General features: G+C 71.2%; 12 protein-coding genes. 8 read left to right on the top strand and 4 right to left on the bottom strand.

Annotated features, from left to right (window positions below):
• Positions 1-93: 93 nt before the first annotated feature.
• Together A4W93_RS03615 and A4W93_RS03610 are read left to right on the top strand one after the other, a co-directional pair.
• The gene (locus A4W93_RS03615) at positions 94-1,062 is read left to right on the top strand and encodes an AraC family transcriptional regulator (protein ID WP_085749305.1); all 969 of its coding nucleotides are present in this window, start codon (positions 94-96) and stop codon (positions 1,060-1,062) included.
• Between the two features lie 78 nt (positions 1,063-1,140).
• Positions 1,141-1,803 carry an NAD(P)H-binding protein gene (locus A4W93_RS03610; RefSeq protein ID WP_237357686.1) on the top strand — a complete coding sequence of 221 codons (663 nt, stop codon included), beginning with the start codon at positions 1,141-1,143 and terminating at the stop codon, positions 1,801-1,803.
• 4 nt (positions 1,804-1,807) lie between these two features.
• Here A4W93_RS03610 and A4W93_RS03605 read toward each other — a convergent pair whose 3' ends face one another.
• The gene (locus A4W93_RS03605; RefSeq protein ID WP_085749304.1) at positions 1,808-2,548 is read right to left on the bottom strand and encodes a GntR family transcriptional regulator; all 741 of its coding nucleotides are present in this window, start codon (positions 2,546-2,548) and stop codon (positions 1,808-1,810) included.
• Positions 2,549-2,718: 170 nt separating this feature from the next.
• On the opposite strand from A4W93_RS03605, the gene A4W93_RS29460 reads away from it, so the two are divergent.
• From A4W93_RS29460 to A4W93_RS03595, 3 genes are read left to right on the top strand one after another with little or no spacing between them, the layout of a single operon-like run.
• Positions 2,719-2,877: a hypothetical protein gene (locus A4W93_RS29460; RefSeq protein WP_157131582.1), complete on the top strand. Its 159-nt coding sequence runs from the start codon at positions 2,719-2,721 to the stop codon at positions 2,875-2,877.
• Complete coding sequence (locus tag A4W93_RS03600) at positions 2,874-3,839, top strand: DUF1989 domain-containing protein (RefSeq protein ID WP_085749303.1); 966 nt, start codon at positions 2,874-2,876, stop codon at positions 3,837-3,839. The genes A4W93_RS29460 and A4W93_RS03600 overlap by 4 nt, the downstream gene beginning before the upstream one ends.
• Complete coding sequence (locus A4W93_RS03595) at positions 3,836-4,936, top strand: BMP family ABC transporter substrate-binding protein (protein WP_085749302.1); 1,101 nt, start codon at positions 3,836-3,838, stop codon at positions 4,934-4,936. Before A4W93_RS03600 ends, A4W93_RS03595 begins: the two co-directional genes overlap by 4 nt.
• A 13-nt stretch (positions 4,937-4,949) precedes the next feature.
• On the opposite strand, the gene A4W93_RS03590 is transcribed toward A4W93_RS03595, so the two are convergent.
• The 3 genes from A4W93_RS03590 to A4W93_RS03580 form a co-directional block, all read right to left on the bottom strand.
• Positions 4,950-6,677: a bifunctional protein-serine/threonine kinase/phosphatase gene (locus A4W93_RS03590; RefSeq protein WP_085749301.1), complete on the bottom strand. Its 1,728-nt coding sequence runs from the start codon at positions 6,675-6,677 to the stop codon at positions 4,950-4,952.
• A gap of 87 nt (positions 6,678-6,764) precedes the next feature.
• Positions 6,765-7,577, bottom strand: a complete 813-nt coding sequence (locus A4W93_RS03585) for a formate/nitrite transporter family protein (RefSeq protein WP_085749300.1) — start codon at positions 7,575-7,577, stop codon at positions 6,765-6,767.
• Positions 7,578-7,804: 227 nt separating this feature from the next.
• Complete coding sequence (locus A4W93_RS03580; protein WP_085749299.1) at positions 7,805-8,497, bottom strand: helix-turn-helix transcriptional regulator; 693 nt, start codon at positions 8,495-8,497, stop codon at positions 7,805-7,807.
• Between the two features lie 173 nt (positions 8,498-8,670).
• On the opposite strand from A4W93_RS03580, the gene A4W93_RS03575 reads away from it, so the two are divergent.
• The 3 genes from A4W93_RS03575 to A4W93_RS03565 are packed head-to-tail and all read left to right on the top strand — an operon-like array spanning position 8,671 to position 12,309.
• Positions 8,671-9,801 carry an alkaline phosphatase D family protein gene (locus A4W93_RS03575; protein WP_157782109.1) on the top strand — a complete coding sequence of 377 codons (1,131 nt, stop codon included), beginning with the start codon at positions 8,671-8,673 and terminating at the stop codon, positions 9,799-9,801.
• The gene (locus tag A4W93_RS03570) at positions 9,791-10,474 is read left to right on the top strand and encodes a response regulator transcription factor (RefSeq protein ID WP_085749297.1); all 684 of its coding nucleotides are present in this window, start codon (positions 9,791-9,793) and stop codon (positions 10,472-10,474) included. The genes A4W93_RS03575 and A4W93_RS03570 overlap by 11 nt, the downstream gene beginning before the upstream one ends.
• Complete coding sequence (locus tag A4W93_RS03565; protein ID WP_085749296.1) at positions 10,471-12,309, top strand: sensor histidine kinase; 1,839 nt, start codon at positions 10,471-10,473, stop codon at positions 12,307-12,309. Before A4W93_RS03570 ends, A4W93_RS03565 begins: the two co-directional genes overlap by 4 nt.
• The last annotated feature ends 25 nt before the right edge of the window (positions 12,310-12,334 follow it).

Here is a 12,334-nt window from a genome sequence, read left to right as displayed (position 1 = left end):
GATCTTGCAGGATCGTTGCCGAAGCTTGCCCGATCCTCCGGGCAAGGCGGCCGCTGCGAGACAGGCTCGGCCCCGTCCCCTAAGCTACGGTCCATGTTCGATTCGCTGTCCCCGTCCCTTCGTGCCGACCCGTCGGCGGCGCCCCTGCAGGTCGCCGTGCTGAGGGCCGAACTCGCGGCGTTGATCGAGCGGCTGAGCGGCGGCCGCGACGGCGCGCACGTCACCGCCATCCCGCGCCTGAGGCTGGCGCGGCTGTCGCAGGCACAGCAGCCGTCGCACACCGTTCACGAGCCCGCGTTCTGCGTGCTGGCGCAAGGCAGCAAGCGCGTGCTGCTCGGCGAGGAGACCTACCTCTACGACAGCAGCCAGTTCCTCGTCGTGTCCCAGAACCTGCCCGTGTCGAGCCAGGTGACCGACCTCTCCCCCGAGGCCCCGTACCTCGGCCTGCGGCTCGACTTCGACGTGAAGGAAATCGCCGCGCTGGCGCTGGAACTCGGGCTGGCCCACGGTCCGGCGCACCGCGCGGCCCAGCGCGGCCTGTTCACCGGCGAGCTGGGCTCCGCGCTGCTCGACCCCGTGCTGCGCCTCGTCCGGCTGCTGGACGCCCCCGACGACATCCCGACGCTCGCCCCACTCGTTTCGCGAGAAATCCTCTATCGCCTGCTGCGCTCCCCCGACGGCTGGCGCCTCGCGCAGATGGCCACCGCCGACGGCCACGGCCAGCGCATCGCGCAGGCCATCGCCTGGCTCACGCAGCGCTACCAGGCGCCGCTGCGGGTGGAAGAACTCGCCGACGCGGTCCACATGAGCGTGTCGTCGCTGCACCACCACTTCAAGACGGTCACCGCGATGAGCCCGCTGCAGTTCCAGAAGCGGCTGCGGTTGCAGGAGGCCCGGCGCATCCTGCTGTGCGAACACGTCGACGCCGCCACCGCGGGACACCGCGTCGGCTACGAAAGCCAGTCGCAGTTCAACCGCGAGTACAGCCGGTTCTTCGGATCCCCGCCCGCGCGGGACGCCCGCCGGCTGCGCGAACAACAGCTCGGCCGCCAGGGCCGCTGAGCCCGCCCCGACCCGATTCCCCCGCCGCGGGTCCATCCGCGGCGAGGGCTTCGCCTTGCCGTTTCACAGGAGCCGAACATGCCCGACCTGCCGTCGCCCCTTCCGATGTCCGTGCCGTTCCCGGCCGCCGGCCCGTGGACACGCGCCGACCCCGGCACCACGCGCGTGCTGGTCCTCGGTGCCAACGGCCAGCTCGCCCGCAACACCACGCCGTTTTTCCTGCGGCGTGCCGACGCCAGGCTGACGCTGTACCTGCGCCGGTCGGGCCGGCTGCGCAACCCCTCGCCGTCGCGGGTGTCCATCGTCGAGGGTGACGTGCTGGACCGCGCTGCCCTGCAGGCCGCGATGCAGGGCCACGACGTCGTGTACGCCAACCTCGTGGGCGAGATGCCCCGCCAGGCCGAGGCCATCGTCGACGCCATGCACACCACCGGCGTGGCCCGGCTCATCTTCATCGCGTCGATGGGCATCTACGGCGAGGTGCCCGGCGAGAGCTACCGCGCGATGCTGAACCCGTACCGCGACGCCGCGGCGATCGTCGAGGCCTCCGACCTCGACTGGACGGTGCTCCGCCCGGGCTGGTTCACGCGCGACGAGGCCATCGCGTACCGCATCACGCAGAAGGGCGAACCGTTCCGGGGCCGGGAGGTGTCGATGAACAGCCTCTCCGACCTGATCGTGCGCCTCGCGATGTCGCCGACGCTCGAGGTGCGCCGAAGCCTCGGCGTCAGCCGCGACTGAGCGATCACCCGCAGCGACGCCCCGCCTTCGGCGCGTCCCCCGAGGCCTCGGTGCGCAGCAGGTCGGCGTAGCGCGACAGCACGCCGCCAAGGTCCGGTCCCTTGTCGCCTTCGTCGGCCGCCGACAGCGCCCGTTGCGCGATGGCGTCGATGTGGGCTTCCATCGCCGCCACCACCGCGTCGACATCCCCCTCGTCGAACAACCGGATCAGGTCGGTGTGCTCGTGGATCGAGCACTCATTGGCCTGCGCCTTCGCGTGCACGGCGAGGATCAGCGAGCAGCGCGACACCGTCTCGGACAGGTAGCGCTGCAGCAGGAAGTTGTCGGTCATCTCGGCCAGGGCCGTGTGGAAATCGCCGGCGAGGCGGCTCGAGGCCCGCTGGTCGCCCGCGTCGTGCGCCTGCTGCTCGTCTCGCACGATGCGCCGCAGGCGCTCGCGCAACTCGGGCGTCCAGCGCGCCATCACGAGGCGCACCGCCTCGCGTTCCAGCACCCGCCGCACGACGAACACCTGGCGGGCCTCGCCGAGGCCGGGCCGGGCCACGGACGCCGTGCGGCGGGCGCTGCCCGCCACGAGCCCCTCGGCCTGCAACCGCGCCAGCACCGCCCGCACCGGGGTGCGGCTGATGCCGAACTGCGCGGCGAGTTCGTCCTCGCGCAGCTTGGTGCCCGGAGGGAGGGCCTGTTCGATGATGGCCCGGCGAAGGGCTTCGTAGGCGATGTCCGCCGGTGCGTCCTGGTTCATGGGACTGCACTGTATGCCAAACCGAACGGATCCCGTGTGCAGGACAGCACCGCTTCGGCATGCCCACCTGGGAAAAACGCACCGTCCTGGTGTGGCAGCGGCTTCTTTCACATGGCACGGTGATTGCTTGCATACTCATCGTGGATACAGGATTAACTGATGGAGGATACATGAGGCACCTCGTGCACGTCCCGCTCAACCGGCAGCAACTCGAACTGCTCGACCGCACCGTCGCCCGCGGCGCCGCCCCCGACCGGGCCGCCCTGCTCCGGCTCGCGCTGAAGGCGCTGGGTCCGGCTCCCGCCGCACCGAAGGAGCCGGGCCGATGACCGCGCGCACGTTCGTGGCCGAGTGGGTGCTGGAACCCGGCACCGGCAAGGCGATCGAGGTGCGGGCCGGCCAGGTGCTGCGCATCGAGCAGATCGACGGCGGCCAGTGCGTCGACTTCAACGCCTTCAACCTGCACGACTACAAGGAGTTCATGCACTGCGGCCGCACACGCACCGTGCACGGTTTCAACCCGAGCACGGGCACCTTCCTGTGGTCGGCGCCTCCGCGCGAACGCGCGATGTTCTACCTGCTCGCCGACACGGTCGGCCGCAACGACGTGCTGTTCCCGCGGTGCAGCGCCTACGTCTACGAGAGCACCTACGGCTTCTCGGCCCACACGAACTGCCACGACATCCAGGCCGAGGCGCAGCGCGAGTACGGCCTGACGCCGGACGACGTGCACGACAGCTTCAACCTCTTCATGGCGACCGAGGTGCTGCCCGGCGGCGCCGTGCGGATCAGTCGCCAGGACAGCCGGCCCGGGGACCACGTCGAGCTGCTCGCGCTCATCGACACGCTGGCCGTGCCCAACGTCTGCGGCGCCGACGTGATGCGCACCAGCAACTTCTTCCTGAAGCCCGTGAAGGTGACCGTGTTCGAGGCCTCCGCCGAGGACCTGGCCCGCGTGCCCGCGCTGCCGGTGCTGCGCAGCCAGCGCACGCCGAAGGACTTCCGCAACGCGGTGATCAAGTCCGATCGCGAGCTGCGCCGCGACCCCGCCTATGAGCCGAGCTTCCTGAACACCCCGCTGTCGGTGACCGAGGTGGCGGTGGAACTCGACGACGACGAACTCGCGCTGCTGCGCGGCTACGAACACACCCCGCTCTACCGGGGCGACCTGGGCGCGGCGCTGCGCGACGTCTTCTTCTCCTGGTGGGAGCAGCAGTACGTCACGAGCCCGAACGGCGCCCCGACCGTCACAGCCTCCTCCCCCACCGCCGACGAAAGGCAACCGTCATGAGCAGCACCTTCTCCCTCACCCGCCGGCAGTTCGTCGGCGCCACCGGCGCCCTCGCCGCCGGCCTGCCGTTCGGCGCCTCCGCGGCGACCGACCTCACCGTGGGCATCGTGTACGTGGGCCCGCGGGACGACTACGGCTGGAACCAGTCGCACGCCGTCGCCGCGCGTGCGCTGAAGGCCGTGCCGGGCATCAAGGTCATCGAGGAAGAACGGGTGCCCGAGACCACCGCCGTGGCCAAGAGCCTGTCGGGGATGATCCAGCAGGACGGCGCGAAGCTCGTGTTCGGCACCTCGTTCGGCTACTTCAACCCGTTCATGGTGGACGCCGCGAAGGCGAACCCCGGCGTGCAGTTCCGCCACCCGACCACGCTGTGGACGGCCGACAAACACCCCGCCAACCTCGGCGGCTACTTCTGCTACCTCGACCAGGCCCACCACGTGAACGGCATCGCGGCCGCGCTGTCGACGAAGTCCGACAAGATCGGCTTCATCGCGGCCAAGCCCATCGACCTGGTGCTGCGCAACATCAACGCCTTCACGCTGGGCGCGCGGCGCGTGAACCCGAAGGTGCAGGTGCACCTGATCATCACGGGCGACTGGTCGCTGCCGGTGCGCGAGGCCGAGGCCACGCACGCGCTGATCAACATCGGCTGCGACGTCATCGCGTCGCACGTCGACAGCCCCAAGGTCATCGTGCAGACGGCCGAGGCCCGCGGCGCGAAGACGCTCGGGCACAACGCCTCGCAGGCCGCGCTGGCGCCCAAGGGGTTCATCACCGGCGCCGAGAACAAGTACGAGACGATCTACAAGGGCTACGCCGACCTGCTCGCGAAGGGCCTGCCGCTGCCCAACATCAGCATCGGTGGCTACGACAAGGACATGGTGACCTCCACCCCGTTCGGCGCGGGCGCGACCGAGGCCGCGCGCAACGCCGCGCTCGCCCGCATCGCCGAGCTGAAGCAGGGGTCGCCGATCTTCACCGGCCCCATCAAGGACAACCAGGGCAAGGTGGTGCTGAACGGCACCCACGGGCTGTACGACCCGGTGCTCGAGTCGACGAACTACCTCGTCGAAGGGATCGTGGGCTCGACCCGCTGACGGGCGGCGGCGTTCAGGCCCCGTTCAGCTTCACCAGCAGCACGAGCACCACGACGGCCAGCACGAGCGACACGCCCTTCCAGAACCGCACCGGATGGCGCTCGAGGAGCGGCGGCGTGCCACGCTCCATCAGCGCCGGGTTCGGATGGCGCAGGTCGTGCACGAACTCGGACAGGCTCTCGTGGCGGCGCAGCGGGTCCACCGCGACCGCCTTGCGCAAGACGCCGTCGAGCCAGGCCGGGATCTCGCGGTCGTCGGCGAGCACGCTGTCGTACCGCAGGCGCCGCTGTGCCGAGCGCGTGCGGGCCTTCGCCACCTCGGTGCCATAGGGCAGCCGGCCGGACAGCAGCTGGTACGTGATGACGCCGAGCGAGAACAGGTCCGCCCGGAACGTGGCCATTTCGCCGAGGAAACACTCGGGCGCGGTGTATTGCACCGAGCCGGGCACATCCCCGTCGCCGCCGGCCATCTCCGCGAGCCCGGCCACCCGGGTGGCGCCGAAGTCGACGATCTTCACCGTGCCCGCGCCGTCGATCATGATGTTCTCGGGGCGCAGGTCGCGGTGCAGCATCTCGAGACGGTGGAAGGCCTGCAGCCCGCGCGCGATCTGCTCGACGACGCCGCGCACCGCCTCCACATCGGGGCGCGGGTGGTCGGCGAGCCACTGCGCGAGCGTGCGGCCCTCGACGTACTCGAGCGTCACGTACAGGTGCCGGCGCGGGCGGGCCGGCACGTACGGCTTGAGCACGTGCACGCTGTCGATGCGGCGCGCGATCCACTCCTCCAGCAGGAAACGCTCGATGGCCGCGGGGTCCGCGTGCTGGTCCACCGAGAGCGTCTTGAGCGCCACCCGGGCACCCGTCTCGTCGTCCACGGCCAGGTAGAGGTGGCTGCGCGCGCTGCCGTGCAGCTTGCGCACGATGGTGAACCCGTCGAGGGTGGCCCGAGGCTCCAGCAGCGACGGGGTGGGCAGCGCCGCGCCTGCGACCAGCCCCTCTGCGGCGTCGGCGCCGGGCAGCGCATCCACCACGACGATCTGGACCGTGAGGTTGTCGTCGCTGCCGCGGCGCAGGGCCTCGTCGACGAGTGCGCGTGCCGCGCCGTCGAGGTCCCCCTGCGCGTGGCGCACCGTGTCGGCGACGAAGACCGGGTCGAGGTGTTCGTAGACGCCGTCGGAGGCGAGCAGGAAGGTGTCGCCCGGGGCGAGCGGCAGCGCCTGGTAGTCGATCTCGAGCTGCGGCTTGAAGCCCACCGCGCGGCTGAGGTAGCTCTGGCCGTCGGCCACGCGCACGCGGTGGTCCTGCGTGAGCTGCTCGAGCGACGTGGAGAACACGCGGTAGACGCGGGTGTCGCCCACGTGGAAGAGGTGCGCCGTGTTCGACTTGAACACGAGCGCGCTCAGCGTGCACACGTAGCCCCGGTCCTGGTCGAACGGATGCGGTCCCTGCCGCGTCTTCGCGTGCAGCCACGAGTTGGTGGCGGCGAGCACGCGTTCGACCGACTTCTTCACGGTCCACGCATCGGACGTGCAGTAGTAGTCGTCCAGCAGCCCGCGCACCGCGAACTCGCTGGCGACCTGGCTCACGTCGCTGCTGCCGATGCCGTCGGCGAGCGCGACCGCGACGCCCTTGGACACACGCTGTGCGCCGGTGGGTGAAGCAACGCCGTGGAAGTCCTGGTTGACGGCCTTGCGGCCCTTGTCCGAGTGCTGCCCGACGGAGATCTTGAGCGCGGCGGTCATGGCCTGTTCACGAGGAGCCGGGCCCCGGCCTCTTTCCGAGGTCCGGAGCCCTGCCGTGATGACAAGCGGTGTGTGCCGGGAGGGCGATCAGGCCAGCGAACGCTTCGCGCCGGTGCGCACGTGCGTGGCGTACAGCGTGAGGCCGGTGAAGGTGAGGCCGCCGACGAGGTTGCCCAGCACGGTGGGGATCTCGTTCCAGATGAGGTAGTCCATCACCGAGAAGTGCGCGCCCATGATGATCCCGGACGGGAACAGGAACATGTTGACGATCGAGTGTTCGAAGGTCATGTAGAAGAAGACCATGACCGGCATCCACATGGCGATGACCTTGCCGCTCACCGTGGTGGAGATCATGGCGCCCACGACCCCGGTGGACACCATCCAGTTGCACAGCACGCCGCGGATGAACAGCGTGAGCATGCCCGCCGCGCCGTACTGCGCGTAGCCGAGCGTGCGCGACTCGCCGATGTGCGCGATGACGCTGCCCACCTTGCCCGGGTCGGTCTGGAAGCCGTTCGTGAAGACGATGGACATCAGCACGGCCACCGTGAAGGCGCCGCCGAAGTTGCCGATGAAGACGAAGCCCCAGTGCTTGAGCACCCGACCCACGGTGACGCCCGGGCGCTTGTCGATGAGCGCGAGCGGGGTCAGCACGAACACGCCGGTCAGCAGGTCGAAGCCCAGCAGGTACAGCATGCAGAAGCCCACCGGGAACAGCAGCGCGCCCACGATGGGGTTGCCCGTCTGCACGTTGACCGAGACCGCGAACACCGCGGCCAGCGCCAGGATGGCGCCCGCCATGAACGCGCGGATCAGCACGTCGCGCGTGGCCATGCAGAGCTTGGATTCGCCCGCGTCGACCATCTTGGTGACGAATTCGGAAGGGGCCAGGTACGCCATGGAGTGAGTCCTCGGAATGGTGCGTTGTGTTGAAGGCAATGCACTCGTTCGCAAGAAGCGGGCCAAAGGCGGTGCATCGGCGCGCCACTCACGCGCAGACCGCGCCCCACTGGTGCAACGCGGCACCTCGGGGGGAAGCGACTGGTGGCCGACGCACCACTTCCATGCTGGCGGGTCGAGCCGTGGCAACAACGCGGTGCATCCCGCGCACCACGGAAGGGAGGCGGTCAGCCCGCCACCGGCGGTCGGAACGCGAGTCCCGCGGTCAGCGAGCTGAGCATCGGCGGGAGCATCGTGACCCGGCGGACCAACTGCCCGACGCTGCCCACCTCCACCTTCCCGCGCAGGCTCGCGATGTGGGTCCGCACGGTGCTCATCGCCACGCCCTGGTCCCGCGCGATGTCCTGCGGGGACGCGCCCCAGCACAGCGCCGCGAGCACCTTCGACTCCGCGCCGGTCAGCCCGTGCGACTGGGCGAAACACTGCAGGGTGAGGGGCTCGACCGCATCGGCCCTCGCCAGGACCAGCAGCGCGACGTCGGCGTCCGGCACGAGCGGCAGCACCGCCAGCGGGGCCGGTGCGGCGGGTCCCGCGAGCCGGACGAGCCGCCGCAGGCCCCGGGCCGAGGCTCCCTGCACGGCGCTGGCGACGAGGGCCGTGTCCCGGTCGCTCGCCGCACGCACGGCGCCGTTCTCCACACGCAGCGCATCGCCCGCGCGGAGCCGCCGCGACGCGGCCCGGTTCGCGTGCAGCAGCCGCAGTCCGGCCGACACCAGCAGCATCGGGTGGTCCACCTCGTCGAGCATCGCGAGCAGCAGCTCGTGGAGCCCGGACGCGCCGGGCCATGCGGGACGCGGTTCGCTCCAGAGGGTCGGCGCGAAGTGGGCGGGGACGGAAAGGACGGCGTGCTCGACGGTCATGGCGGACTCCGTGGTGCGGGACGATCGGGCCGATTCTTCGCCGCGCCCCCGCCCCCCGGAATCCCGAAAACACAGGAGGCTCCGGCGACAGCATCCTCTGAATGCAGGAGGCGGCCGGTCCCGAATCACGGCACCGTTCGTGCCATATTGACCCCCCTCGAAGGAGCCTCGCCATGCCGGACACCCGCATCGCCTTCACGTCGTGTTTCGACACCACCTTCGGGCACGAACAGCCCGTGTGGGACCGGATCCGGGCGCAGCAGCCCCACGCGCTGCTGCTCCTCGGCGACTCGATCTACATGGACTGGGGCCTCGAGACGCAGACCCGCGTGCCGACCTGGAAAACGGCCTTCCTCGGAGACCCCGTGCAAGGACTCGCGCAGTTCCGCCAGGCCATGTACGCGCGCTACAAGGCCCAGTGGGAGCACCCTGGCTTCCAGGCGCTCGTGCGGTCGGTGAAGGGGAACGTGCGTGCCGTGCGCGACGACCACGACTTCGCCTGGAACGACTGCACGGCCGCCGGTGACCCGGACCGCGGGCGATACGTCCCGCCGGCGCTGCAGGCGGTGTCCCACCGGCTGTTCCGCCAGTTCCTCGCGGCCCTGGTCGATCCGCCGGAGGTCTACCCGTCGCTCGACGCCTCCGACCGCCAGCTCGCGACGCCCGTGTGGCAGGAAGCCTGGGCCGTGGCGGGCGTGCCGGTGCTGATGCTCGACGAACGGTCGGCCCGCACCGACCTGCAGGACCCGGCGCCGAGCCTCCTCGGCGCCGCCCAGGCGCAATGGCTCTACGGGCAGGTCGCGCAGGGTGACGGGCTGCTGATCGTGGCCGGGTCCACGCCCATGCGCCACGGGCGCGACGGCGGCTGGGAAAAGGTCGATCCGCTGGCGCCGGTCCCTCAGTCCTGGGCATTCCCCGAGTACCGGGGATTCCTCGACGCCGCGGCCCAGGCCGGCCGGCCCACGCTGTACCTCGCGGGGGACATCCACCGCAACCGCTACGGCGGCCCCGTGGAGCCGCGCTCGCCGGTCATCCAGGTGGTGTCCTCCGGCGCGGCGCAGCCCTGGCTCAAGAACGCGGTCCCCATCGGACTCCCGTTCTGGTTCAACAAGTCGGAGAAGTTCGGCATGCTGCACCTCGAAGGCCTGGATGCGGGCCTGCGCAACGGCACCGTGCGCGTCGACCTGCACAAGGAGGACCGCGTCGACGAGTCGATCCTGCTGCCCCTGCGCGACGGCCGCTGGCGCAGCCCGCCGCGGGGCAACTGCGCCTACCGCCACCCGGAGCCGTTCAATGGCCAGTGAACCGGTCTCCGTGGCCCTGGTGGAGGACGACGCCGGCATGCGCGCGCGGCTCACCCGCGTGATCTGCGCGGAGCCGTCGCTGCGGTTTGTCATGGGCGCGGCGAACGCGGGCGAGCTGCTCGCCTGGTTCTCGGAGAACCAGGTGGACGTGCTGCTGGTGGACCTGGGCCTGCCCGACCTGCCGGGCCGCGAGGTGATCCGCCGCTGCAGCCGCATGCAGCCGGCGTGCGCCGTGATGGTGATCACCATGTTCGGCGACGAGGCCAACATGCTCGACGCGTTCGCCGCGGGCGCCCGCGGCTACCTGCTGAAGGACGGCACCGAGCACGACCTCGCCACCCACGTGCTGAGCCTGCACGCCGGCGGGTCGCCGATGTCGCCGCTGATCGCGCGGCAGCTGCTCGCCCGGTGGCAGGCCGACAAGCCGGCGCGCCCCGCCGCGCCCAGCGCGCCCGCGCCTGCGGTGCACGAGACGCCGCCCACGCTGTCCCGCCGTGAACTGGAAGTGCTCGACCTCGTGGCCCGGGGTTTCACGTACCCCGAGATCGCGGGCCGCATGGCGGTGTCGGTCACCACGGTGCAGACCCACGTGCGGAACATCTACGGCAAGCTCGACGTGCACAACCGCACCGAAGCCGTCTACGAGGCGCGCCAGATCGGGCTGCTGCCGTGACCTGGCGGGCGGCGTGTGCCGCGCTGCTGGCCCTGGCCCTGGCCCTGGCGGCCTGCCACGCCGACGACAACGCCGCGCCGATCCAGCGGTTCGACACCGCCGAAGTGACGCTTCGCCCCGACGGTGCACCACCCGCGCCGCCACGCACCGTCTCGCTGCGCCACCGCTGGGACAGCGCCTCACCCGGCGTGTCCGGCGAGGCGCTGTACCGGATCGCGCTGCCGGCCCTGCCCGCCGGCACCGACCACGCGCTGTGGCTCGAGGCGGTCGGCAACCAGGTCGCCGTGCGTGTCAACGGCACCCTGGTGCGCCAGCTGGGCCGGCCCGGCAGCCCGTTCGACGACGCGGGAAAGTTCGGCCACCTGGTGCCGCTGCCCGCTGCGCTGCTGCACACCGACCGCCCCAACCTGCTGCAGCTGGACGTGACGGCGCAGGCCCTGCGCGGGGGCGGACTGTCGCCCGTGGGCCTCGGGCCGCTGGCGGCGGCGGAGGCCGAGCGCGCGTCGCGCCTGCAGCGCGACCAGTACGCCGCCGCGGCCTATGGCACCAGCATGCTGCTGATGGGCGGACTGTCCCTCGGCCTGTGGTGGCGCCAGCGCGTGCCCCTCTACGGCTGCTTCGGCACCGCGGTGCTGCTCGGGTCGCTGCGCCAGTTCGACCGCCTCCTTCCGACGGCCCCGCTGCCATGGCCCGTGTGGGGCGGCCTCATGGCCGTCAGCTACGGCGTGCAGCTCGCGCTGATCGCCCGGTTCGTACTGCTCGCGCTCGACCGGCAGCCCCGGTGGCTCGCCACCGTGCAGCGGGCCGTCGTGTGGATCGTCGCGGTGCTGGCCGCGTCGTCCTTCGCGCTGGGCCGCCGCTGGCCCTGGGACGGCGCGCTGTGGCTGCTGTGGGCTGCGGGCATGGTCTGTTTCGCCGTGGTGCTGCGCTCGGCGTTCGTGGAGCGCCGTGCCATCGCGTGGGTCGTGCTGGGCGCGGGCAGCCTGCTGCTCGCGACCGGTCTCCACGACCTGGTCACGGTGCGCTCGGCCCACGCGACGGGCCTCGGTTTCCCGCTGACGCCGCATGCGCTGTTCTTCTTCCTGCTGATCCTCGCCGGCCTCGTGGTGGAGCGCTACAGCCGCACCGAGCGCGAACACAAGGCGTTGAACGAGGAGCTGGTGCACCGCGTGGCCGAACGCGAGCGGCAACTCGGCGAGGCCTTCGAGGCATTGCGCCGGCAGAAGGAGGAGCAGGCCGTCCTGAAGGAGCGCCAGCGCATCATGCGGGAGATCCATGACGGGGTCGGCTCGCAGCTCGTGGGCCTGCTCAACCTCGTGACCCACCGGGACACCGACCCGGACCAGCTCACGGAACACGTGCAGATGGCGCTCGACGAGATGCGCCTCGCGGTCGATTCGCTGCAGCCGGTGCACAGCGACCTCGCGACGGTGCTCGCGACCCTGCGGTACCGCCTGCAGCCACGGCTGAAGGCCGCCGGCATCGAGGTGCTGTGGGACGTGGACCGCCTGCCGCCGCTGCCCCAGCTGTCGCCCGAGTCGGTGCTGCAGGTGCAGCGCATCCTGCTCGAGGCCTTCACCAACGTGCTCAAGCACGCGCGGGCCACGCAGGTGGTGATGCACGCGCACTGCAGCGACGGCACCGCGCCCGTGATCGAACTGCGGCTCTCCGACAACGGCGTGGGTCTCGCACCCTCGGCCCCGTCGCCGAACCATGGCCGCGGTGTGGCGAACATGCGCACGCGGGCGGAAGCCATCGGCGCCCGCCTGTGGCTGGAACCCGGGGTCGGGCGCGGCGCAGCCGTCGTGCTCGAGTGGCCCGTGGGCACGGCCTGACCCCCACCGCGCCGCGTCTTCGGCA

It is taken from the genome of Piscinibacter gummiphilus, assembly GCF_002116905.1.
GTDB lineage: Bacteria > Pseudomonadota > Gammaproteobacteria > Burkholderiales > Burkholderiaceae_C > Rhizobacter > Rhizobacter gummiphilus.
Note: the sequence above shows the minus strand (reverse complement) of the source record. Positions and strands in the feature narration are given on the sequence as shown.